The organism is Porphyromonas sp. KLE 1280 (genome assembly GCF_000700805.1).
GTDB classification, from domain to species: domain Bacteria; phylum Bacteroidota; class Bacteroidia; order Bacteroidales; family Porphyromonadaceae; genus Porphyromonas; species Porphyromonas pasteri.
Window position 1 is genome coordinate 132,698 of sequence record NZ_KL362962.1, and the last position, 23,866, is coordinate 156,563.

Annotated in this window: 18 protein-coding genes, 1 tRNA gene and 1 riboswitch; of the genes, 2 read left to right on the top strand and 17 right to left on the bottom strand. The window is 57.8% G+C overall.

The genetic code is table 11. The features are described from left to right. Positions 1–610: 610 nt before the first annotated feature. The 10 genes from HMPREF1121_RS00550 to HMPREF1121_RS00595 all read right to left on the bottom strand — a co-directional run bounded on the left by HMPREF1121_RS00550 (position 611) and on the right by HMPREF1121_RS00595 (position 14,849). Positions 611–1,330 carry a HesA/MoeB/ThiF family protein gene (locus HMPREF1121_RS00550; RefSeq protein ID WP_044114678.1) on the bottom strand — a complete coding sequence of 240 codons (720 nt, stop codon included), beginning with the start codon at positions 1,328–1,330 and terminating at the stop codon, positions 611–613. A 39-nt stretch (positions 1,331–1,369) separates the two neighbouring features. Then, entirely contained in the window at positions 1,370–2,488 is a 1,119-nt protein-coding gene (thiH, locus tag HMPREF1121_RS00555; RefSeq protein WP_044114212.1) for a 2-iminoacetate synthase ThiH, read from the bottom strand. Further along, positions 2,485–3,261 (bottom strand): thiazole synthase, encoded by a 777-nt coding sequence (locus tag HMPREF1121_RS00560; RefSeq protein WP_044114213.1) that lies wholly within the window; start codon positions 3,259–3,261, stop codon positions 2,485–2,487. The genes thiH and HMPREF1121_RS00560 overlap by 4 nt, the downstream gene beginning before the upstream one ends. A gap of 14 nt (positions 3,262–3,275) precedes the next feature. Beyond that, complete coding sequence (gene thiE / locus HMPREF1121_RS08580; protein WP_052353526.1) at positions 3,276–5,210, bottom strand: thiamine phosphate synthase; 1,935 nt, start codon at positions 5,208–5,210, stop codon at positions 3,276–3,278. A gap of 5 nt (positions 5,211–5,215) precedes the next feature. Next, the gene (gene thiC / locus HMPREF1121_RS00570) at positions 5,216–7,027 is read right to left on the bottom strand and encodes a phosphomethylpyrimidine synthase ThiC (protein WP_044114214.1); all 1,812 of its coding nucleotides are present in this window, start codon (positions 7,025–7,027) and stop codon (positions 5,216–5,218) included. A 39-nt stretch (positions 7,028–7,066) separates the two neighbouring features. Further along, positions 7,067–7,291, bottom strand: a complete 225-nt coding sequence (locus tag HMPREF1121_RS00575; RefSeq protein ID WP_044114215.1) for a sulfur carrier protein ThiS — start codon at positions 7,289–7,291, stop codon at positions 7,067–7,069. A 145-nt stretch (positions 7,292–7,436) separates the two neighbouring features. After that, a riboswitch (TPP riboswitch) is annotated at positions 7,437–7,545 on the bottom strand. A gap of 669 nt (positions 7,546–8,214) precedes the next feature. Further along, a complete protein-coding gene (locus tag HMPREF1121_RS00580; RefSeq protein ID WP_044114216.1) occupies positions 8,215–9,426 on the bottom strand; it encodes a DNA/RNA non-specific endonuclease in 1,212 nt (403 codons plus the stop codon). Between the two features lie 12 nt (positions 9,427–9,438). Next, a complete protein-coding gene (locus HMPREF1121_RS00585) occupies positions 9,439–11,193 on the bottom strand; it encodes a DUF5689 domain-containing protein (protein ID WP_044114217.1) in 1,755 nt (584 codons plus the stop codon). 44 nt (positions 11,194–11,237) lie between these two features. Further along, positions 11,238–12,053, bottom strand: a complete 816-nt coding sequence (locus tag HMPREF1121_RS00590) for a DUF5689 domain-containing protein (RefSeq protein ID WP_044114218.1) — start codon at positions 12,051–12,053, stop codon at positions 11,238–11,240. A gap of 21 nt (positions 12,054–12,074) precedes the next feature. Further along, the gene (locus tag HMPREF1121_RS00595) at positions 12,075–14,849 is read right to left on the bottom strand and encodes a TonB-dependent receptor (protein ID WP_044114219.1); all 2,775 of its coding nucleotides are present in this window, start codon (positions 14,847–14,849) and stop codon (positions 12,075–12,077) included. Positions 14,850–15,073: 224 nt separating this feature from the next. On the opposite strand from HMPREF1121_RS00595, the gene HMPREF1121_RS00600 reads away from it, so the two are divergent. Further along, the gene (locus HMPREF1121_RS00600) at positions 15,074–16,120 is read left to right on the top strand and encodes an endonuclease/exonuclease/phosphatase family protein (RefSeq protein WP_044114220.1); all 1,047 of its coding nucleotides are present in this window, start codon (positions 15,074–15,076) and stop codon (positions 16,118–16,120) included. Between the two features lie 273 nt (positions 16,121–16,393). Here the strand turns inward: HMPREF1121_RS00600 and HMPREF1121_RS00605 are convergent, their stop codons facing one another. Genes HMPREF1121_RS00605 through HMPREF1121_RS00615 form a run of 3 tightly spaced genes read right to left on the bottom strand, consistent with a single transcriptional unit; the run spans position 16,394 to position 18,499 of the window. Then, entirely contained in the window at positions 16,394–17,146 is a 753-nt protein-coding gene (locus HMPREF1121_RS00605; RefSeq protein WP_232223703.1) for a ComF family protein, read from the bottom strand. After that, complete coding sequence (locus tag HMPREF1121_RS00610) at positions 17,085–17,600, bottom strand: regulatory protein RecX (protein ID WP_044114222.1); 516 nt, start codon at positions 17,598–17,600, stop codon at positions 17,085–17,087. Before HMPREF1121_RS00610 ends, HMPREF1121_RS00605 begins: the two co-directional genes overlap by 62 nt. Continuing rightward, positions 17,597–18,499 carry a N5-glutamine methyltransferase family protein gene (locus tag HMPREF1121_RS00615; RefSeq protein ID WP_044114223.1) on the bottom strand — a complete coding sequence of 301 codons (903 nt, stop codon included), beginning with the start codon at positions 18,497–18,499 and terminating at the stop codon, positions 17,597–17,599. Before HMPREF1121_RS00615 ends, HMPREF1121_RS00610 begins: the two co-directional genes overlap by 4 nt. Before the next feature lie 23 nt (positions 18,500–18,522). Here HMPREF1121_RS00615 and ribD point away from each other — a divergent pair, with 23 nt between their 5' ends. Then, positions 18,523–19,527, top strand: coding sequence for a bifunctional diaminohydroxyphosphoribosylaminopyrimidine deaminase/5-amino-6-(5-phosphoribosylamino)uracil reductase RibD (gene ribD, locus HMPREF1121_RS00620; protein WP_044114224.1), 1,005 nt, complete (start codon positions 18,523–18,525; stop codon positions 19,525–19,527). 562 nt (positions 19,528–20,089) lie between these two features. Here the strand turns inward: ribD and HMPREF1121_RS00625 are convergent. The 4 genes from HMPREF1121_RS00625 to HMPREF1121_RS00640 form a co-directional block, all read right to left on the bottom strand. Then, positions 20,090–21,274 (bottom strand): cytochrome d ubiquinol oxidase subunit II, encoded by a 1,185-nt coding sequence (locus HMPREF1121_RS00625; RefSeq protein ID WP_044114225.1) that lies wholly within the window; start codon positions 21,272–21,274, stop codon positions 20,090–20,092. A 42-nt stretch (positions 21,275–21,316) separates the two neighbouring features. Next, entirely contained in the window at positions 21,317–22,897 is a 1,581-nt protein-coding gene (locus tag HMPREF1121_RS00630) for a cytochrome ubiquinol oxidase subunit I (protein ID WP_044114226.1), read from the bottom strand. 53 nt (positions 22,898–22,950) lie between these two features. Then, positions 22,951–23,214, bottom strand: a complete 264-nt coding sequence (locus HMPREF1121_RS00635) for a DUF4492 domain-containing protein (RefSeq protein ID WP_044114227.1) — start codon at positions 23,212–23,214, stop codon at positions 22,951–22,953. Positions 23,215–23,577: 363 nt separating this feature from the next. Next, positions 23,578–23,660 (bottom strand) — tRNA-Leu (locus tag HMPREF1121_RS00640). Between the last annotated feature and the right edge of the window lie 206 nt (positions 23,661–23,866).

Consider the following 23,866-nt stretch of genomic DNA (forward strand, 5'->3'; position numbering starts at 1 on the left):
GACGAGCGACCACCTCACTGCCTACGGCTGGGGGGATCGCTCATTGCTTGCTGTCCCCGAGGTGGGGAACAGTGACGCTATATTATATAATGTAGAGCCATAGCAAAGGGAGCTATCGTCCGCAACCAAAGGCGGGGAGATAGCTATCGCATTCGCTTGTCAAAGCCGAGGCTGTGTCGGTGTTCTTTCAGATACCTCATGAGTGCGCTTTCGTGTCACAAGGATATAATATTGATCTAGTATCAGTGACAAAGCTACGTATTTATTGGATACAAAGTAGTGTGTGTCGAAAATTTAGGTAGCGTATTCTCGTCCAAGCTCTCTATAGTTCCCATAGATGACGCCCTTTATAGAAGGGATGCTTGATGTTCTATACGGTGATGGGTAAAATGAACCAGTACTGGTCGCTGAGTTGACCAGTACTGCTTGGTGGTATGTACCAGTACTGGTCAGACTTCGGACCAGTACTGCTCGATTGAGTGACCAGTACTGGTTCAAATTTCAGGGTACTATTAAAGCCCGCTATCTGCTTGCGTAGACGCATGCGGATAGCGGGCTAAGCCCCTCTGTCCCTTTGTAGTGCTTGCTGCTTTTTAGGCCGACAGGTAGCTTAGCGGCGGATGAGCTGGAAGGAGAGCTGAAGGCTATCTACGAGGAGGAGGCCTTCGGTGAGTGGAGAGGGAAGGCCCAGCAGGAGCTTGAGAGCTTCGGCGGCGGCGATAGAGCCGATGACGGCGGGAGTGGTCGCCATCACGGGGAAGGGGGCTTGCGTGGAGCTTGGGTCGTCTCCCTCAGCTCCCTCGGGGAAGAGGTCTCTGTAGCGTGAGGGTGAGTCGGGGAGGAAGAGTGCAAGCTGTCCGCACCACCCCTCGAGCGAGGCATAGAGCCACGGGATCTGGTGCTCTGAGGCGTAGCGATCGAGGAGGAGGCGTGTCGCTTCGTTGTCGGTAGCGTCGATGAGAAGGTCGACCTCCCCGATGAGGCGGGTGGCATTCGCCTCGGTGAGGCGCTCACTGTATGCCGTGATGTCGCAGTGGGGATTGGCTGCACGGAGTCGCTCGGCAGCGCACTGCGCCTTGCTCCTACCTACCTCGTGCGTGGTGTAGAGCGTCTGACGGGGGAGGTTACTCACTGAGATACTATCGTCATCGCATAGTGTGAGATGCCCGACCCCCGCTCCCACAAGGAGGGGCAGGAGAGCTGAGCCCAGCCCTCCTGCTCCGATGATGGCTACCCGCTTCTCGGCAAGGCGCATCTGCCCCTCTTCCCCGACTTCGGGGAGGCTCATCTGTCGGGCGTAGCGGGTCTTGAGGTCGTCTATCTCAGTCATATCCATTGCTTGGGGTCATGCTTTTAAGGGGCTGGGAGGTCAGAGCCAACTATCCCAGTCCTTCCATACCGGCTCATAGCCTGCGCTACGTAGGTGGGCAGCGAACTCCGCAGGACTACGGCTGTCGTTGATGACGAACTGCTCCAGATCTTCGCTGCTCTCGGCATAGCCTCCGGGCTCGGTGTGGCTCCCTGCACTCATGCTCGTGATACCCAAGGGAAGGACGTGATCACGGAAAGAGGCCGATTCGCGCGTCGAGAGGGAGATCTCCACGTGCGGATCAAGGAGACGGAAGGCTAAGATGAGCTGCGTGATGCCGAGGTCGTCGATGGGCGAGGAGGGCTCGTAAGCTCCCACTGCGGGGCGAAGGCGGGGAAGGGAGATGGAGTAGCGCGTCTGGCGGTAGCGCTGACGAAGGTAGCAGAGATGCAGGGCGGTGAAGGTGCTGTCGGTACGCCAGTCCTCGAGCCCTAATAGGGCACCGAGCCCGATCTTCTCGATACCTGCTTGGGCGATGCGGTCGGGTGTCTCGAGGCGGTAGCGGTAGTCGGCCTTCTTCCCTCGGGGGTGGTAGCTGGGGTAGTGTGCTTCGTGGTAGGTCTCCTGATAGACGCAGACATAGTCTACCCCCGCCTCATGGAGGGCGGTATATTGCTCGGTCGTGAGGGGCTGGACCTCGAGACTGAGCTGAGCGAAGTGTGGGCGGATATGCTCGACGACCTGCAGGTAGTACCTCCATGAGCTGGCGCGAAGGTCTTCGCCACTGACGAGCAGGAGATGACGGAAGCCCAAGGCCTTGATGGCCTCTACCTCACGGTCGATCTCGGAGAGCGTCAGCTGGCGCCGCCGAATCTTGTTCTCCACGCTGAATCCGCAGTAGACGCAGCTATTGGAGCATACATTAGACAGGTAGAGCGGGATATAGAGCTGGATCGTATGGCCAAAGCGCTCTACGGTGAGGCGGTGCGCCTCGCGTGCCATCTCCTCGAGGTAGGGAACGGCAGCAGGTGAGACGAGTGCCATGAAGTCCGCTATCGTGCGGTGTGGTGTAGAGAGGGCGCGCTGGACGTCCGCTGCCGTCTTGCTATAAATCTCCCTCTGCAGGGTGTCGAAGTCATAGGCCCGTAGCACATCATAGGCCGTCCTGTCGGTGGTCATGGCTCGGGAGTGAAGAGGAAGGCGGTGAGAGGTGAGGAGGCTACCGCTTTGTGACTCTGTGGGGCGAGCTTAGCTTCGTAGGCCATGCGACCTGCTTCGACCCCGAGACGGAAGGCGCGTGCCATAGCTACGGGATCTTGTGCTGTGGCGATAGCCGTATTGACGAGTACAGCATCAGCACCCATCTCCATACATTCGGCGGCGTGGCTCGGGCTACCTATGCCCGCATCGATGACGACAGGAATGGTACTCTCGGCGATGATGATACGTAGGAGGGCACGGGTGTCCAGCCCGCGATTCGTGCCGATAGGTGCTGCCAGGGGCATGACGGTGGCGCAGCCTACCTCCTCGAGGCGCTTGCAGAGTACAGGATCTGCCTGCACATAGGGTAGGACAATGAAGCCTCGCTTTACCAGCTCTTCGGCGGCACGTAGTGTCTCGATGGGGTCGGGCATCAGGTAGCGCGGGTCGGGGTGCACCTCGAGCTTGAGCCAATTCGTCTCGAGGGCTTCGCGTCCCAGCTCTGCGGCGAGGATAGCTTCTTCGGCGGTCTTCGCCCCACTGGTATTGGGGAGGAGCTGGATGTGAGGGCTGTCGAGGGGAGCTACGAGGTCATCGCTGTCGGCATGCTGGAGCTCGACACGCTTGAGAGCGAGGGTGACGAGTTCGGTCCCCGAGGCTTCGACAGCACGAGCCATGAGGGCGGGGGAGGCGAACTTCCCCGTACCGAGGAAGAGTCGCGAATGGAAGGTCTTGTCTGCTATGGTAAGCATAGTGGTCAGGTGTATTAAGGTCGGTCGTCCGCAGCGAGGCGGGCGACATGGATGAGGCTGCTACTCATGGCGACGCCGTAGAGTCCGAGGGCGTAGAGGTCGGGGATATCCTCGGGAGACACGCTGCCGATGGCATAAGCAGGGAGGGGGAAGGCGTGGAGCTGGAGAGCACGATAGCCCTCAAGTCCTAAGATGGAGGCGAGCTTCTTCTTCGTCGAGGTGAAGCGGAAGGGGCCGATGCCCACGTAGTCGATGGGGAGTGTGCGTGCTGTGGTGAGGTCTTCTGCGCTGTTGCACGTCAGACCAATGAGAGCATAGTCGCCTAAGAGACGTCGGGCCTCCGTCGGGGGCATATCTCTCTGTCCGAGATGCACGCCATCGGCACCCGTGAGGAGCGCGATATCTACTCGGTCATTGATGAGTAGCGGAATGTCGTACGCATGGCAGAGCGCTAAGGTCTCGCGCGCGGTATGAAGGAAGGTCTCCCACGGGGCGTCCTTCATGCGTAGCTCCACGATATCCGCTAAGCCCAGACGAAGGACGAGGTCGGTCTGCTCGAGGATCTCCGCTGTGGTAGTAGCGTGCGTGACGAACATCCGTCGGCCGAGTGGCAGTCGTCTTACGGGAGCTCCCTGCCCTCGCCCAAGGCGGTAGTGCATCGTCGCATGCTGGGCTGCGTGGAGTGCCTCTTGGTAGTCTTCGCCCCGAGCTAAGGCAGCGCACAGTGTCGTAGCGTAGAGACAGCCCGTGCCATGGCGGTCTTCTCCGAGGCGGGGTGCGGTGCTCTTGATGAGCTGACCATCGGGGAGGTAGGCCCTATCGGTGACATCCTCCTCCGTAGAGGAGGCGGACTTCGAGATGACAGCGGTATGAGTGCGCTCTGCCCATTTGCCTGGTATGTTCTCCCCGAAGAGCTGGCGGGACTCGTAGTGATTGGGGAGGATGACGTCTACCAGCTCTGCCACCTCGAGGAGGCTTTTACTGCTGGCATCGGAGAGGAGGTCTGCGCCCGAGCTGGTGCGTAGTATCGGATCCCAGACGATGCGACACGCAGGGAAGAGCGCACGGATCTCACGGACGAGGATGAGTAGCTGGTGGAGCGAAGCGATGAGCCCGATCTTAGCTACCTGCGGGGGTGACTGCCTGCGGAGAGCGCGTACCGCCTCGATGAGGTCTGCGTCAGCAACTGCCGTGAGGCGCGTGAAGGCTACGGCATCCTGACAGGTGAGTGCCGTCACGATGCTATAGGCACGTACGCCTAAGCGTGCGGCATGCTGCATATCCGCTGTGAGTCCAGCCTCTGCTGTGGGGTCAATGCCTCCACAGAGGAGGAGTGTCGGGGCGCATAGCTTTTGTACACGCTCGGTGAGCTCGTGGAGATGCTGACTTGCGAAGTACCCTAAGAGTGCGACACCAGCGAAACCCTCTTCGATGAAGCCTTGGGCATTCGCCTCTCCGATGCCCCCCAGAGCGATGAGGGGGAAGGGGAAACGTGCCGTGACGGCTCGCCTCAGCTCGGGCATCCACGGAATTTCACTCCCGTAGCCAGGCTTACTGATGCTCGCAGCGACGGGGCTCACATAGGCGTAGTCAGGACGGAAGGGTAGGCGCTCCAGCTCCTCTACGCTGTGGCAACTGACACCGACGATCTGCTCGGGGAGAAGGGCGCCCGTCGGGCGCTCACGGAGTGTGCTCCAGTCGGCTACGGAGAGGTGCACACCGCTGAGCCCCCAGCGTCTCACCAGCTCGATGTGGTGTGAGAGGACGCAGCGACTGCGTAGCTCACGAGGTATAGAGCGGATGAGCGCCTCAAGCTCCTCTACCGTGGCGTCGGGCTTGCGTATGTGTACGCGTCCGACTCCGAGGCGGAGGAGGTGAGCGATGCGCAGGGCTTCGCCTGTATCACCGAGCGCGGGCGGTGTGATGGCGATGATCTGCTGGGGTAGCATAAGGGCTATCTATGGTGGCTACATGGGGCTTCGGTGCTGAGTGCAAGCCCTTCGCTGGGGACAGCGGAGCGTGACTGCAACACTTGACGGAAGGAGCGGTTCGCACGCATCGAGCAGAAGTGCTCACCACACATTGAGCAGAAGTGCTTCTCCTTGTGCTCCTCATCGGGGAGGGTCTCGTCGTGGAACTCCTGAGCACGCTCGGGGTCGAGTGCCAGATGGAACTGGTCTCTCCAGCGGAATTCAAATCGCGCCTTACTCATCGCATAGTCACGCAGGTAGGCCGTCGGGTGTCCCTTCGCTAGGTCAGCAGCATGGGCAGCGAGCTTATAGGTCACGACTCCCTCACGGACGTCATTGCGCTCGGGGAGGCCGAGGTGCTCCTTCTGCGTGACGTAGCAGAGCATGGCAGTGCCTTGATGTCCGATGATCGAGGCACCGATAGCCCCTGTGATGTGGTCGTAGCCAGCACCGATGTCCGAGACCAGCGGGCCGAGGGTGTAGAAGGGGGCTTCGTCGCAGTCGAGGAGTTCGCGCGTCATATTCTCGGGGATGAGGTGCATGGGGATGTGTCCTGGGCCCTCGATCATCACCTGCACATGGTAGCGAGCGGCGATGCGGTTGAGTTCGCCGAGAGTCTTCAGCTCTGCGAACTGTGCTGCATCGTTGGCGTCATGGATGCAGCCTGGACGCAGGCCATCGCCGAGGGAGAGTGAGACGTCGTAGCGGGCAGCTATCTGACAGATCTCCTCGAAGTGGGTGTAGAGGAAGCTCTCCTCGTCGTGCTCGGTACACCAGCCCGCCATGATCGCCCCACCACGGCTGACGATACCTGTAAGGCGCTTGAGGGTCAGCGGGATGTGCTCCTTGCGTAGCCCTGCATGGATGGTGAAGTAGTCGACACCCTGCTCCGCCTGCTCGATGAGGGTATCGCGATAGATCTCCCAGCTGAGGTCGTAGGCCTTGCCGTGGACCTTCTCCAGCGCTTGGTAGAGGGGGACGGTACCGATGGGCACGGGGCTATTGCGGATGATCCACTCGCGCGTCTCGTGGATGTGACGCCCAGTGGAAAGATCCATCACGGTGTCGGCACCCCAGCGGGTAGCCCATACGGCCTTCTCCACCTCCTCGGCGATGCTACTGGTGATGGCAGAGTTGCCGATATTGGCATTGACTTTACAGAGGAAGTTGCGCCCGATGATCATAGGCTCGAGCTCGGGGTGGTTGATGTTGGCTGGGATGATGGCGCGCCCTCGGGCGATCTCTTCACGGACAAATTCTGGGGTCACGTAGGGGGGGATCTCTGCACCCAGCGGGTCGCCTGCCATGGCGTGGCGCTCCTTGGCCTCGTCGATGAGCTGGTTCTCACGTATCGCCACGTACTCCATCTCCTCGGTGATGATGCCTTGGCTGGCATAGTAGCGCTGGGTGACACAGTGCTCCTTCGCTACCCGAGGGTGGAGGGAGATGTGACGGTAGCGCAGGCCGTCAAGGGAGCGCTGCCGGAGGCGTGAGCGGGTGTATTCACTGCCGAGCTCTTCACTACGGGTCGTATCGTCTCGGCGGTCGATCCACGGCTCACGTAGGCGTGGCAGGCCCGCCTCGAGGTCTACCTGATAGGCGCTATCGGTGTACGGGCCACCTGTGTCATAGACGACGACAGGGGCATTGGGGGTACGGCTCCCATCCTCATTGTAGGTGTCGGAGAGGACGATGCGGCGCATGCCGACACGTAGCTCGGGGAAGAGCTGGCCAGGTACATAGATCTTCTCTGAGCCGATGAGTGGGCCGTGAGTCAGGACATCTTTGATCTTCATAATAGTAGGGGAATGTGTGTGTCGTGGAAAGGGTAGGGCTTAGCCTCCGAAGGTAGGTCGGATGAGGAGGAGGGTGTCGCCCTCCTCGAGCTGGTAGGTGGCTAAGGCTGTGCGGGGTACCAAGCGCTCATTGACGGCAATGGCCGAGCGAGGTGGTAGGTCGATCGCTGCGAAGGCAAGGGCTTCGGGGATCGTGCATACATGGGGGAGCGTGGTGGGAGCTCCGTTGATCAGGATCTTCATCGTAAGTAACTCTATCGTCATGGTGTGATGAGGAAGTGCGAAGTGACGACACACCTCCAGCGAGCCTACTACCACAAGGGGGCAGACACTCTCTGGGGAACTATGACGAGCCGATGGGCTCAATCACAGCGCGAGTAACGGAAGATCTTAGAGGATGAGCGGCGGGATATCGCCTCCACTCTCTGCCTACGCCAGCATTATCTGGATCAGGTCTTCGGGTATAATCTCAGCACAGCGTGGACTCGTGTCCTACGCCAGCACCCCTTTGAGTTGCTCTACGGACAAAGGTAGGCCTTTTCTTGATACTGACAAGAGCGGGCTTTGACAAGCCCTTTAATAGTGGGCTTTTCTACGATATCATAGAGGGGGTGGTGTCGGCCTATATTGGTCGCTGGGTGAACCTATATTGGTCTGCGAGTGAACCTATATTGGTCGATAGTATGATCCTATATTGGTCTGCGCACGAACCAATATAGGATTGCTTACATACCAATATGAGACTGTTGAGCAGTTATTCTGCTAAGGCATCGTACGCCCAGCTCCCCGATATGCCCCTCTGAAGAGATACGCACGCCCTTTGTCTTATCGTAAGTATTCCTCTTATCCTGCGGAGGGAAAAGTGCTATTCTCATGAATAAAAAAGTGCCTTTCCGTAGTGGTATTCTTCTATCTATGCACGTAGCCTTAAAGACCAGGCACGCAAATCCAAATATCCACGTACGTAGATATTAGAGCCACGCACGTAGCTCAAACTTATCTGCCACTCCTCCACTACTTTTATCCCTACGCGGAGCAACAACCTAATATAGGACTGCTCACAACCCAATAGTGCTTGCTACGCCTACTGCACCAAGCTACACGTTCCCCTTCGTATAAAAGGCAACACCCGCCGACCGCAGGTGCAGTCGGCGGGTGCCGGTAGAGAATGGGGTTAATGGCCTGCCTTAGAGCCCGGGCCAGTAGCTGAGCGTAGCGGGCGTAGCGGGAGATTCTGCCTCGAATTGCTGCTCGATGTCGTCGGGGAAGTTGTGGAAGAGGTCCATCCCGAGCTTTGTCTCCAACTCGTCGATAGAGAGGGCGACACTACGCATGGAGGTCTTCGCACCATAGAAGCGGTGCTCGACCAAGAAGCCGATGCTGTGGTAGGTAGAGCCCTTCTTCAGTACGAGGGCCATCCAGTAGTACTTAGGCACGACGATGACGCCACGGACCTTCTTGCTCTCGACCTGATCATCACGGATCGTCCCCCCCTTGGCGACGTAGAGAACGTCACGGAGCTGGGAGTTGCGACCCCATGCTTGGACCTTCTGCTCGAGCTCCATCCAGAATTTCTGGTTGAGCTCGCCGAGCTGAGGGCTCATGTTCGTGTAGTAGAAGGTCTGTCGATTGGCCTCGGCACTGAAGAGGCGGTCAGAGGAGGCGACCATGTGACCACGGTCGTATCCGCTCCCACGGAAGAGATTCTCCGTAGAGAATCGCTGAGGTACATAGGGATCCCACTGCCAGGCATCGCTACGCTTGACCGCTTGAGCTGAGTTCGTATTGTCGAAGGTGAAGCAGACGAAGCGTGGGTGACGCTTGTCGGTGTCGTACTCGAGGGAGTAGTTCACGATACCACCAGCGCGGTGCGTGACGAAGTAGTTCTGACTTCCACCATGGAGTGCGGGTACCTCGAGCAGCGTGGCATCACCGAGGATATATTCACCCGTAGGGGAGGGGATGGGTGATGGCGTAGGGGTGACCTCACCCGTACCCTGCTGGCTGATGATGAGGGTGTCACGAACGCCCGCTGAGCTCGCGATGATCTGTGCTGAGCGAGAGGCGCCGAGATTCTGACTTACCGAGACGGAGATAGAGGTGCTGGACGTGCCATCCCCCTTCCTACGCTCAAGCTCGATCCATGAGGATGCATCCTCGGGCGTGACAGTGAGCTTCCAGTCGGAGGCCGCACGGAGCTTGATGTAGAAGTTCGAGCCTTCCTTGGGTACGCTCTTGATCTTGTCGGTCGAAGAGCCTGGAAGGGAGAGCTGGAGGCGGTCGGAGGTGCGGACGGGGTGTTCACCACGCTCGGTGGTACAGCTGGAGAAAGCCATCCCCATGAGGCCGAGCCCCATGAGGATGGTCTTTATCCGAAGAGATTTAATCGTCTTCTGCATAGAGAGGAAAGACTATCGCTTACCGAGGTAAGACTTGATGGTGGCATCCTGATTCTCCTTCGTGATGGGGACGCGCTCCCACTGGTCAGCGGAGAAGGTCGCAGAAGGAGCCTTGACGGATGCGATACGGTGGAGGACGATGTCGGCACCAGCGAACTTCTTGTTGCTGTCGATCCAAGCCGTCTCCATACCATTACCGATCTGATCGATGGTCGCCGTGCCCTTCAGCAGAGCCACGGGGTCATTGCCATTGAAGCTGAAGTCTGCGACCGTGCCAGCAGTATAGACTTTCGCCTGCTCGTGGCGGAGGACGAGTGAAGCACCTGCAGCGAGCTTACCCCTCAGAGCGATGCGGCTCTCGGCAAACTTGCCCTCCGTAGCCTTATTGTCCTTACCGAAGTTCTTCACGAGGAGCGTGTAAGCGCTGAGGTCAATCTCCTGATCCGTGGGGTTGGAGATCTGGATGTACTTCTCGTTGTTGAAACCCTCGATGTAGGCAGAGATGATCAGATCGCCAGAGGTAGCAGGAGGATTAGGTGTGGGCGTAGGAGTAGGCGTGGGATCGGGCGAAGGGGTAGGCGTAGGAGCCGTGCCCTCCGTGCAGCGCTCAGCCGTCAGACCAGCGAGGTCATCAGCCGTACGAGGCCAGAGGTTGTAGTGCTTGGTGCTCTGACCAGAGTTCTTGTTCGTCGTCACCGAGCGCTGGATGATACCGACGATGCGGCCGTTCTTGTCGGATGCGATCGTCGTCTTGAAGGTCGAGTAGTAGGAGATAGCTACCGAGAGATCGGATACACCTGCCGTGACCTGCGTAGCGCAGTCCGTGAGCGCATTGAAGTAGCTCCCTGCAGACGTCTTACCCTGAGCAGGCTTGTTGGGGTTGAGTTCCTTGCCCGGAGTCTTGAACTGTGCGCCATCGACAGCTACGAGGATGTTGTCGTACTTGCCAGCGTAGATCTCAGCGAAGGTGACGGCCTTAGGAGTGATCGTCGCTACTTCGCCCGTGGGAGTCACCATAGAGGCAGCATCATTCAGACCCGTATAGTCGATCTGCAGTGAGCCATCCTGGTAGCGGCCGACCTTCGTGCCCTTGGTCTTGATGGTGAAGACGGCACCGGGACGCCAGTCCTTAGAGGCGTTGGCATTCAGACGAAGCGTGATGCCGACTTCGCCAGCCTGCACGACGATGTTCTTGAGGCTGGTTATATTGTTCGCCGTGATGTCGGAGAGGAGGACGGCCTTGAAAGTCGTCTCTTCGTCTACCGTCACGCTCTGACCCTTGTCGTACTTCTCGATGAAGGCGGCGAGTGCGGCGCCGTCTACTATAGTGGGATTCGAGGGTAGGTTAGGAGTAGGCTGATCCTTACCTGGGGTGATGACTGCAGAGCCGTCGCCAGCCTGCGTGATAGTATAGTAGAGGGTCTCGTTGCCAGCCTTGAAGGCGAATTGGCCTTGACGGGTAGCACCCGAGGCATTCTTGAGAACCTTGATCGTGACGTCACGTTCGCCAGCGTCCCCAGACTCGGGGCTGATGCTCAGCCAGTCGAGGGCGGTGGTAGCCGTCCAAGAGCGGTTGGTACGGATGTGCAGCGTGGCGGTGCTCTCGTCCTTGCCGATGAGGGTATTGCCGTTGCTGTCCTTCGTCAGCTGGGTGACCGAGATCGATGGGCGCTCATAGGCGTCATCGTTGTCCTTACACGAGGCGAGGGACAGGGTAGCACAGGAGGCTAAGAGGAGCGTCCAGCGCGTGATCTTACTTGTTGTCATCAGTCAATCGTATTTGTTGAGATGGTGAGTGCTGTAGGGGGGATTTAGAAGCGTGCGCCCGTGAGCTGGACATCTTGCTCGCGCAGGATGAGGAGCTGAGGGGTGTCACGGAAGTAGGTGAGGATAGCCGTGATCGTACCTGAGCCCGTGGGGACGGTGCGACCTGCGAACTTCGCATAGCTACTCGTTCGGACGATGAGCTGTGCGCCAGAGCGGTCTACGAGCGTGCGGTTCACATTGCGGTTCTTGTCCTTGCCCTGCGGATCTGCATAGGTCTGACCCAGCTCGGAGGCGAGGAACTGTACATCCTTGAGGCTGACGAGCGTACCTGCGTACTTCTTATTCAGCGTCGCGATGGTGAGCTCGTGGGGCTTGATATCGGTGTGACCTTCCTTGAGGAGGACGCGGTGCACGAGGAGCTCTGGGTAGAAGGCTGTCTCATACTTCTCATCCTTGGAGGCATATCCGAGGTTGATCTGTCCAGCGTAGTCGCCGAGCTGTAGACCCTGGCAGAGGAGGCGTACACGCGTACCCTGAGGGTAGACAGAGCTGAGGTTGCCGAGGGCGAACTTAAGCTCCATACCGCCCGTCTCATCCTCGATGTAGCAGGACTTGTAGAGGTTCCCTTCGCTATCGTCCGAGGCGATGACTGCAGAGATGACGATGGGCTTGTCGATGAGCGTACCACCACGCTTGTAGAGTGCCTTGAGCTGGCTGATGGTGTGTGTGGGCAGAGGGAGCTCGTCCGTACTCTTCTGGTCGGTACGGGGAGGATCGACTTCGTTGTACTTCGTGCAGCTCGTAGCCCCTATCCCGATGAGCATCGAGAGGGTGAGTGCATATATAGCATGACGATTCATAGGATCTATGCGTGTAGGGGGTTAGAACTGGAGGGTGGTATTGAAGAAGAACGTCGTCCCGTAGACATAGGAGAGCTTCGTATCGAAGGGGCGATAGAGCTGCTGCGTCCCGTCAGTAGCACGGATCGTGCGGATACGGAGCTGTTCGTAGCCACCATTGGGCAGACTGCGGTTGTTCAGCACGTTGCTTACCGAGAGGTTGAAGCGCAGGTACGTGCCATAGGTGATGCGCCAGGAGTAGCTCGCGAAGAGGTCTACCGTGAAGCCATCACGCAGCTGCTCGGGGAGAATATAGTTGTAGCCAAGCGAGGTGCGCCCGCGGTCGGTGCGGATGACAGGCGACATCGAGACGAAGTTGCGCCCGAAGTAGTTCGCGTTGATCCCGAAGTTCGCATACCAAGGAGAGTAGTACGTCAGCCCGAGGGTCGCAGCCGTCTGAGGCGTACCACTCACGTTCAGCCCCTTCCAGTAGATGCGGTCGCGGTCGACGATCTCGTTGGAGTTGTCGATGCTCTGGATGTAGCTGGGGTTGTTGGCATACTGATACTGGCCGAGGGCAAGTGCAGCGTTAGCCGTCAGCGTGGGGCTGATCTTCACTTCGAAGCCAGCTTCTGCCCCGAGGTGGCGGGTAGCGATGCCGGTGATGATGTAGTTCGAGAACGAAGCTCGGCTATCATCGTAGAAGCTCATCGAGCGCGTGTGGTCTGCGATGTGGGTGTAGAAGGCCGTCACACGTCCGCGCAGCCAGGGAAGGCGTACGAGGTAGGAGGCTTCTGCCGAGAAGATCTTCTCGCTCTTGGGGTCCTCGATATAGCTATCGCGTGTACGAGGTGAGATGAAGAGATTCTGGAAGGTGGGTGCCTGCTCGAGGTATGCTACATTCGACTGCAGGTAGTGGTGCCCATTGAGCTTGTAGGTAGCACCAGCCTTCACCCCGAGGTCGTTGAACTTCACACGGTCCGACAGCCCATAGGAGTTGTCGGGGAAGAGCCCGCGCTTCTGATGCCCTTCACGCTGCATACCCGTGTGGGTATAGGAGATACCCGTATAGGCATCGAGGCGCGTGAGGTGGTAGGTCGCATTGGCCCACATCTGATAGCGGTAGCTCTGTGCTGTGTAGTCGTAGCTGAAGCGGTCGCCCTTCTGGACGATGCGGTCGGGGTACAGGAGGTCTACCTGACTCTTCGTCGCGTCGCCACCGAAGTCACGCTCAGCGAACTTATCGATGTCATAGACGAAGTCCGCACCGAGGAGGTCACCTACCTCGGCATAGTTCGCCGTGCGGTTGTGGCGGAAGTTCGCCCCACCCGTGATCTCAAGCCAGCTCTTGGGGAGCCAGTTGGCAGAGGTCGCCCAAGCGAATTCACGCTGGTCAGTGTGGCGGTCTTCGATCATGTAGAGTGCCTTACGCCCCGTAGCGAGGGTGCGGCCAAAGGCATCCTTCACCGTAGTGAGGTTCCCGCGGTTCACCTCATAGAGGCGGTCCCAATTGATATAGCGGACGTTGGGATCTGACTTCCACAGCTCCTCATAGATCGCTGCAGCATCGCCATCCTGACTGTTGGGGTCAGCCATGCGCGTGAAGTAGGAGGGGAGGTAGCGGTAGTAGTCCGCACGTGGGTCGGGAGCGTTGTACCAGTTCAGCGATGAATAGGCATTCTTCCCGAAGCGGTAGCTGAAGGTGGTGTTGATATTGAGCGTCTTTCCCTGGTTACTGAAGTAGTGCGAGAGCTGGACGATAGGCTCGTGGTTGCGACGCTCACGAGCATTGCGCCACTTGCCACCCTGACGCCCGATGTTGGGGTTGTAGAAGTTCGAGCCGACGAGGTCATATACCTCCTGTGTGGTAGCGCTGGCTACACCACGGCGCGTAGGAGCACCGAGGGCGATGAGGCTGAGGCTATTCATCTCGTCGAGCTTCTTCTCTATGCCGAGGAAGTAGCTCCAGGCATCGTAGTACTGCCCACGGACATAGGAGTACTGCCCATTGCCGATACGGCGGGCGACGCTGGCAGCGAAGCTCCAGCCATCCTTGCGCTCTCCCGAGGTATAGGTATAGGCGAAGCGGTTGCTATAGGTGCGGTTGCTATTCGAGTAGGTGAGGCGATGCTGCGCGCCAAACATTGAGGGGCGTGTCGTCACGTTGTTAGTCACGCCGACGGCGCCAAAGCCCGAGACGATGGGCTCGAAGGACTGTGAGGTTTGCTGCTGACGGGTGACGTCGTTGAGACCGCCCCAGAGCGACCAAGCCGAGTAGCCACTGTTGAGGTCGTTCATCCCGATGCCGTTGAGCATTTGCTCATTGTACTGGGAGTCGTAGCCACGGTTGCGGAAGCGAGCCGTGCTGAAGACGTAGCCCGAAGCGCTGAGGAAGGGGTCGCGTGAGGAGGTGAGTAGGGTGACGCGGTCTTGCATGCCGGCGGCTTCGTTGCCGTCCTCTTCGCTGACGATGAGGTCATCGTAGCGACCATTCCCGCCTTCACGGAGTGCGACGAGCTTGAGTTGCTTGAGGCCCGAAGCTTCGTTCTCCTGCTTGACCAGCTCGATCTGCTTGGTCTCGTAGCCTTCGGCGGAGAAGGTCAGTGTATATCGTCCCTTGGGGAGGAGCGCCAGGACACTTCGGGCGTCTTGCCCGAGGAGCATCTTCTTCGCCACGGGGCCGTAGATGCTGACGTGGACCTTAGCGATGGGCTTGCCGCTCTGGCTGTCGATGACCAGAGGCCCGCCCGTAGTCTGTCCGAGGCCTACACTGGCGAATGTCAAGGTGCAGGCGAGTACGGTAATAAGTTTATTCATGCGGTCGCATTATATCGATGACGCTTGCATGCACTCCGCGGATCGTACAGACCTCCCGCTCCGTCGTCGAAGCTCCTGTCATAATTGAGGTGTAAGCCGTTTATCCGTGCTGGAGCTTCCTCCCTATCTTCGAAGCTGAGATACGAAGTAGCGCGCAAGATTTGTTACATTTGCACGACTAAATTACATAATCTATCTCGGATAGCCTCTTAAATGACAAGCTTATGCTAAGGAAAATCTCCGCTCTCACCCTCGCCCTTCTCCTCGCTCTTTGCTCCCTCCAAGCCCAGAAGCAGGTGCGCCTCACGGTAGCCTTCTACAATCTGGAGAACCTCTTCGACACCATCGACGGGGAGAACAACGATGCCGACTTCCTGCCTGATGGGAAGAACCAGTGGACGCCCGACAAGTACAAGCAGAAGCTTCACAACATGGCCTACGCTATCAGCCAGATCGGCTCGAAGCGAGGACCCGATATCCTCGGGGTCTGTGAGATAGAGAATAGAGGCGTACTCGAAGACCTTCTGAAGGAACCCGAGCTGGCGAACTCTGGCTACGAGATCGTGCACTTCGACTCTCCCGACAAGCGCGGTATCGACTGCGCGCTCTTCTATCGCCCCAGCTACTATCAGTTCACCGCTGCATACCCACACCCCGTCATCCTCAAGGGGGAGGAGCATATCAAGACGCGTGACGTCCTCGAGGTCAATGGCCTCTTGCTCGGCGAACCCGTATCGTTCCTCGTCGCTCACTGGCCTTCGCGCGTCGGTGGCGAACAGGTCTCGCTCAAGCGTCGTCTGTACGCAGCCGAAGTCATGCGCTCGGTCACGGACTCTCTCCTCGCGGCGGACCCTAATAATAAGGTGATCCTCATGGGGGACTTCAACGACGACCCCACCTCTCCCAGCGTCGTCAACGGCCTGCGCTCTAAGACTTCGGCAGAAGGTCTGGCGCCTACCGACCTCTTCAACCCTATGGCTGCCCTTTACTCTTCGGGCCGTGGTACGCTCGCTTACCGTGACGTGTGGAATCTCTTTGACAACCTCGTCGTCACGCCCAACCTCATTGGTGGGCCCGCTGATCGCCTGCACCTCCAGCAGGACAAGGCTACGGGGAACTACGGCTATATCTTCAATGCCGACTTCCTCACACAGAAGACGGGGCACTTCAAGGGCTATCCCTTCCGAACCTTCTCCTCGGGTCGCTTCCAGGGGGGCTATAGTGACCACTATCCCGTCTACCTCTATCTGACGAAGACCATCACCGAATAGCCCCACCGCTTACTCCGCAAGCTTAAGCGAAAAGAAGTCCCGCGCCCACCTCAGCATGCTGAGGTGGGCGCGGGACTTTTATACCGTCTGGGGGCTGTCTTTTTAGTGCTGTGGGAAGTGCTTATCTATGAAGGGACATAAGGGGCGCGCGCGGGATAGAAAATGAACCAGTACTGCTCACCGACGCGACCAGTACTGGTTGCCCTATGTGACCAGTACTACTTCGAAGTCGGACCAGTACTGGTCGCGTCGGTGAGCAGTACTGGTTCGTTTTTAGCGGATGGCGACGGCGGCGACGAAGATGTGGACTTCGCTGACGCCACACTGCTCCAAGAGATCGGTGAGGGCAAGGAGCGTGGAGCCCGTTGTCACGAGGTCATCGACGAGGAGGATGCGCTTGCCCCGTAGCTCCTGAAGACGCTCTGTCTTGTCGGTGAGATAGAAGGCCGCTTGAGCATTCTCACGGCGTGCGTCACGGTCCAGCGCCGTCTGTGAGTGACTGCCCCGATGTCGTAGGAGGTAGCCTTCTGAGCAGGGGACGGCGTAGTGCCGTGCGAGGGCTTCGCCGAGGAGGGCGGCCTGATTGTAGCCACGGGCTTCGAGGCGCGTGCCTTCGATCGGTACGGGGAGGATGAGGTCGATGTCGCCAGGCTGGGGGACAAGTTTCCCTTCGGTGAGGGCGGTGCGCACGACAAAGTCCGCGACCTCACCATAGCCTCGGTACTTGAGGGCGATGATGAGGTCGTAGGTAGGATTGGCGTGCTGGTAGATGAAGGGGGCTGAGAGGCTTCGGGTCAGGGGTGAGCCAAGAAGGCGCTCGTCGGCATGCACGAAGGCGGGGGCATGGCGAGGGAGCTTCGTGGCGCACTCCATGCAGACGCAGTGCTCCCGCTCGGCGAGACGCACCCGACAGATGGCGCAGGTGCGGGGGAAGATGAGGTCGGTAAGGAAAGCACCGATGCGCTTAGTCGTCGCCCAGATCATCGGGGAGGTCGGAGAGGAGTTCGCTGATCGCTTCGCGCACATCCTCATAGGGATAGCCACGATAGAGGGCGAAGCGTGTGAGACGGTCATAGACCTTGCGTGGCTCAAGCCCAGCGGGGAGGGAGCGGTACTTGCGCTCCATGAGGGCGGTGAGTTGGTCTTCGCCCTGCATCTCTTCCTCCTCTAGCTCCTCGATAGCGGCGTCGATGAGGCTCGAGGGGATGCGATGACGACGGAGCTCAGCCTGCAGGCGAAGCGGCCCCCAGCCGTTGAAGCGGTACTTATCTCGCACGAAGGCTCGGGCAAAGCGCTCCTCGTTCAGGTAGCCCTCTTGCTCCAAGCGCTCGATGAGGGCATCGCATACCTCGTCGGAGAGATCCCAGCCCCGACACTTCTTGCGTACCTCTTGGGCAGAATGCTCAGCGTAGGCGCAGTAGGAGGCGAGGCGTGCGAAGGCTTCTTCGGGAGTAAGCTCCTTTTTCTTCTTCTGGATCATTCGGCGGGGCAATAGGTGAGGTGAAGGAAGCGAACCTTCCCACTCAAGTCGTGGATGAGCTTGGTCTTGGTGTGTCGCCTCCCGATACGCTCGAGCATCGCTTCCTCTGTCGCCGTAGCGTAGAGGGGATTCAGCTCGACCCACAGATTCCCTCCCGAGCGGAGATAGCCTTGAGCTACAAGCTCTGCCAAGGCAATATAGTAGGCGATGGGGGAGGCTTCGGGAGCGAAGAGAGCTAAGTGCGGCTCATGAAGTAGGACTTGAGGCGTCATCTCTTCGGCTTCCTCGGGGTGGATGTAGGGCGGATTACTTACGATGAGATCCAGCGGAGGCGTCGGGGGAGTATGTTCCTCAAGGAGCGCAAAGAGATCGTGCTTCCACAGATAGACTTCGCGTCCCGTGGCTTTACGCAGGGCTTCGAAGTTGACTTCGGCGATAGGTGCGGCTTCGCTGGATACTTCGAGCGCTACGCTTTGGCTCACCTCGGGAAGGGCGGCAGTGAGGGCATAGGCGATACAGCCACTCCCCGTACCGACGTCGAGTAAGCGCTTCGAAGCTCGACTCTCAGGGTGCTGTAAGATCAGCTCGATCAGCTCCTCCGTCTCAGGGCGTGGGATGAGTACCCCAGGGGCGACCGTGAGGCGATGCCCCGCGAAGTAAGCATAGCCTAATACATATTGTAAGGGAGTACCAGCGGAGAGGTCGTGCAGCATGCGCTCCAGACGGGCGCACTCTGCGGGTGATAAAAGCGTATCTTTGCTCAAGAGCAGTAGCTGCGTGCGGGTACAGCCTCGTACCTCCTCGAGGAGTTGGCGGGCTATCTCCCGCGCTTCCGAGGGCTCGTAGAGTGCCGTGAGACACTCCAGAGCCTCCTGCTCGAATGATCGTATCGTATCCATATAAGCAAATATAACGAATACAGATGACAGATGATGAGCGCTATATGCGCCGTGCACTTGATCTGGCAGCCCTCGGTACGGGCCATACTTCCCCCAATCCCGTCGTCGGTGCCGTCATCGTGCACTCGGGGCGTATCATCGGTGAGGGCTACCACCACCGTAGTGGACAGCCCCATGCCGAGGTGATGGCTATCCGCTCGGTGAGGGAGCGCGACTTGCTCCCCGAGTCAACGATCTACGTGACGCTGGAGCCCTGCTCACACTACGGGAAGACACCTCCCTGTGCAGATCTCATCCTACAAGAGCGCATACCGCGCGTCGTCGTCGCCATCCCTGACCCCTTCCCTCGTGTGGCGGGGAGCGGGCTGGAGCGTCTTCGTCAGGCGGGGGTAGAAGTCTCTGTTGGAGTCCTCGCTGACGAAGCGCTTCGCCTCAATGCCGCCTTCATCACAGCGCATACCCAGCACCGTCCGCTGGTGACGCTGAAGTGGGCGCAAAGCCTCGATGGCTTCATTGATCGATCTCGGGAGAATAGCACGGAGGCTCCCGTCCTCTTTAGTACGCCCCTGTGCCAGCGGGATATCCATCGCGAGCGTATGCACCACGATGCTATACTCGTCGGCTACCGGACGGCTCTACTTGATGACCCGCAGCTGACAAATCGCCTCTGGTACGGCTCGTCGCCCATCCGTGTGGTCTTAGATCCGCAGCTCGCTTTGCCTCCGAAGCTTCGCCTCTTCACGGATGGTCTTGCCCCAACGTGGGTGATTTACCTCGAGGGGGCGGGTGTGCCTCAGCCTCGCGAAGGTGTGTGCTATCTGTCTCTTAGCGGAGAGCGTATCGAGCCACAGCAGCTCCTCCAGCGCCTATATGAAGAGGGCATTCTCTCGCTTCTCATCGAGGGTGGAGCCACTACGCTGTCGTCCTTCCTTAGCTTAGGTCTCTATGATCGCCTCTTAGTCGAGGTCGCCTTGAAGACCTTGGGTGAGGGAGTCCTAGCGCCTGCTATCCCCAGCGCCCTTTCGTGAGGCTGTTGCCGCGAGTCCTGCCCTCTATTTAGAGTGCTAAGGTATCGCACGCCCAGCTCCTCGATATGCCTCTCCAACGTGCTACACAAGCCCTTCACCTTATCGCACGTATTCTTCTTATCCAGCGGAGGGAAAAGTGTCCTTCTCGTGAAGGAAAAACTGCCTTTCCGTAGTGGTTTTCCTTTGTCTACGCACGTAGTCTTAATGACCAGGTACGTCAATCCAAATATCCACGTACGTAGATATTAGAGCCACGTACGTAGCCCAAACTTATCTGCCACTCGTCCGCAACTTTTATCCCTACGCGGCGCAACAATCTAATAGAGGCCACTTCACAAAGCTATATAGCTTCGCACCGAAAGCTATATAGGAATCCAAGCAAAGCTATATAGCTTTCTTCGCCATCCTATATAGCTCTACACACGTATCCATATACCAATGGACTCTTTCTAGACCTTTCCCATAAGCAGCCCGCTATAAATAGCGATCGCCCCAAGGAGATGAGCCAGTGGCTTACTCCTTGGGGCGATCGCTTTGTGCGGGTAGCTATCCGAGTAGCGGACTAATAGTTGTGTCCATCTGGGTCGAGCATCTCCTTGCGCGTGATCTTATGTAGGTCGAGCGCGCGCCAAGCGTAGACGATGTACGCTAAGACGAAGGGAATGAGTAGCGATACGAAACTCATCGCCTTCAGAGTGAAGGAGCTCGATGAGCTATTGCGGATATTCAGTGAGTGGTTGATCAGCTCGGGCATATCTGCGCTGTAGGCAGGGTAGTAGGAGGTATTGTTCCACCCAGCGATGAGGAAGAGGGCGAGTGCCGTGAGGACGACACCGATACCTTCGAACCAGATCCCCTTGCGGAAGCCTTCCTTGAGGAGCGTCAGCAGGATACCTGCCAGCACGAGCACCACCCCGATGAAGAAGATCGCAAAGACTGCGGGCATCTCGATGAGGTTCTTCCAGTACTTGTAGTCCACGAGATAGGTGACCTCGGGGTTAGCGGGATCGTAAGCGAAGCCCTGCTTCGTGAGAAGGAAGAAGAGGTAGGCGAGGAAGAGGATGAGGAAGATAGCGGCGTTCCAAGCGAGTGCGCCACGTGAGCGCTTGTAGATCGTCTCATCATCGATGTTGTTGATGAAGAAGAGGAGCGCCGTGGTACGTGCGAGGAAGAAGACGGCAAGGCCGAAGACGACATTCCAGATGTTGAGCACTGCTTCGAGGCCGTGGAGCTGGATACCCTTGTAGGGGAGCCACTCGGAGATGACCTGGCTGGCACCGGAGAGGTTAGCGATAGCATCGCGGTTCACCATGAAGGTTGAGCCCGTGAAGAAGGTCGATACAGCGGCACCGAGGAGGATCGGAGCGAGGAGGCCATTGATGAAGAGGAACGTCTGGTAGGTGCGGCTACCGAGCACATTACCATTCTTATTCTGATACTCGTAGGAGACTGCCTGGATGATGAAGCAGAAGAGGATGAGCATCCACACCCAGTAGGCACCGCCGAAGCTGGTCGAGTAGAAGAGGGGGAAGGAGGCGAAGAAGCCACCGCCGAAGACGACCAGCGTAGTGAAGGTGAATTCCCACTTACGGCCGATAGAGTTCACGAGGAGCTTACGGTCGAGCTGCTCCTTGCCAATGCTGAAGAAGAGCGACTGGCCCCCCTGCACGAAGAGCAGGAAGACGAGGAGAGCACCGAGGACGGAGACTAAGAGCCACCAGTATTCTTGGAAGAATGCGTAGTCCATAATAAATCGTTTGCTTAGCTTGATTAGATGACTTCGTGGGGCTTAGTGCTGATCAGGGCCCTGCTTGATAGCCTTGCGCATGATGTTGATCTCAGCCACGAGCATGATCGTGAAGAGCAGGAAGAAGAGTGCGAAGGTGATCATCACCGACGAAGCTTCGATCTTTGAGATAGCTGCATGGACGGGTAGGAGGTTCTGGATCGTCCAGGGCTGACGACCTACTTCGGCCACTACCCAGCCAGCTTCACTTGCTACCCATGCCAGAGGAGTGAGGATGATACTTGCCCAGAGGAGCCAGCGAGTAGAGGCGAGCTTCTCATTACGCTTGTAGGCGTACCACGTCAGGATGAGGAAGAGTAGGAGGAAGGCACCACCGAGTCCGACCATAACACGGAAGGAGTAGTAGGTCAGAGGGATGTTGGGGACCGTCTCATACTTGCTGGTGAAGTAGCCATAGCCGTAGTAGGGGAAGTTCTCCATCAGTACCGTGCGGTGCTGCTCAGCGGAGATGCTATCCCCAGCCTTGCGAGCGGCACGGAAGGCATTGAGGGCATCGATAGCGATACGACCACGACGCATCTTCTCCTCCGTAGAGATGGCGATCTTACCATCGGGCTGACGGTAGCCACCTTCGAGGATGTTGATCACGCCAGGTACGTAGTGCGTACCCGTGCCAGCGACCATATAAGAGAGGAGTCTGGGCGCTTCGATGTTGAAGATGTGTGAGGGCTTGCCATCGTCGGGGAGCTGCTTATCGGGGTTGAGCAGGCCGATTATGCCGAGGCCGATACCCTTGCCATCCTCTGTGCAGCCTTCGCCGGTGCACTTACCCGTGTCGTAGATAGCCTCCATGGCAGCGAGCTTCATAGGCTGGTTGGTAGCGACGTCGACAGCCGAGCTGTGCCCGGTCGTAGCCGTCAGCAGTGCTGCTACGAAGCCGAAGGGGGCGATGATCTTGAGGTTGCGGCGAGCGAACTCTACGTTGCGTTTACGCAGGAGATAGAGTGCACAGATACCGAGTGCGAAGAACGTACCGAGCGTCCAAGACGAGGTGACCGTATGGAGGAACTTGATGATAGCCGTGGGTGAGAGTGCTACAGCCCAGAAGTCACTCATCTCATTGCGCATCGTATCGGGGTTGAAGACCATACCCTGAGGATTCTGCATCCAAGCGTTAGCGATGAGGATCCATACTGCAGAGATAGTAGCCCCGATGATAGTGAGCCAGCTGGAGGCTAAGTGGAAGCCCTTGCTGACCTTACCCCAACCGAAGAACATCACGGCGATGAACGTCGACTCCATGAAGAAGGCGAGGATCCCTTCGATAGCGAGGGGTGCACCGAAGATGTCACCGACGAACCAGCTGTAGTTCGACCAGTTGGTCCCGAACTGGAACTCGAGGATGATCCCCGTAGCTACGCCGATAGCGAAGTTAATCCCGAAGAGCTTCTGCCAGAACTTCGTGGACTTCTTCCAGAATTCATCACCGCTGCGATAGTACTTCGTCTCAGCCAGTGACATGATGACCCCCAGGCCGAGGGTCAGCGGGACGAAGAGCCAGTGATACATGGCCGTCAGGGCAAACTGTGCCCGCGACCATGAGACTAAAGATTCTAGATCCATTGTAAATAGTTATTAGAGTTTGATATGTTTATCTCGCATGAAGAGAAGGTGCGTCATCGGGCGACGGTATCGCCTGGCGCACGACGATTGAGGAGCTCGTCACCGACGAACTCAGATCGTTCAATATGCTGCTCCTTGGCCTGCTGCTTGACGTGGTTAGGGAAGAAGAAGGCGCGCAGGATAGCAAACATGATGAAGAGCTTCAGCACAATGATGAGCCAAAGCTTCTTGCTTGTCGGGGTCAATCCTCGGAAGCCATCGCGATAGAGGCGGAAGGCTCGCACGAAGAAATTGGGTTTTGGTGACTCAGTCGGCATAGGGTCGATGAGAGGGTGAGAATGATAATTTCGTCGGATGAATCCGGTTCGGACAAAGATAGAGCAAACGAGTGAGTGGACTGCAACCCGAGAGGCCCGATAACCCTGATAATGAGCCCTTAATTTGATAGTCTCTATCTATGTGGGTATTTATGGAATTGATATATCGGGGTGCTGGAGCGGACTAAACTACCTACTGATGGGAGGCCAAGGAAGGAATAAAGTGCCTGGATTTACTTGTCGGAAGCTATTGAATCTATCTGATTGGATAGCATGTGTCTTTGGGATAAATGGCATCTTCCTCGATAAGAATAGCCCCTACGCAAATCATCGATTTACGCAGGGGCTTTCTGTAAGTAGTTGTACCCAGAGTGGGACTCGAACCCACACAACCTATTGGTCAAGGGATTTTAAGTCCCTCGTGTCTACCATTCCACCATCTGGGCGACCATATAATGCACACCATAGGCGTACGCATTCGGCTGCAAAAGTAACGCAAAATCGGTAGATAAGCAATTGCAGAGCGCATAGCGAGTAGCCTCCGTCGTGAAGCGGATGCTAAGATGAGGGTGCGGAAGGGATGAGGAGTCGGGACTCCATGGTATTTGGATGAGTCTACGGGTAGTGATACCTCGCATAGACCTTTAAGTAG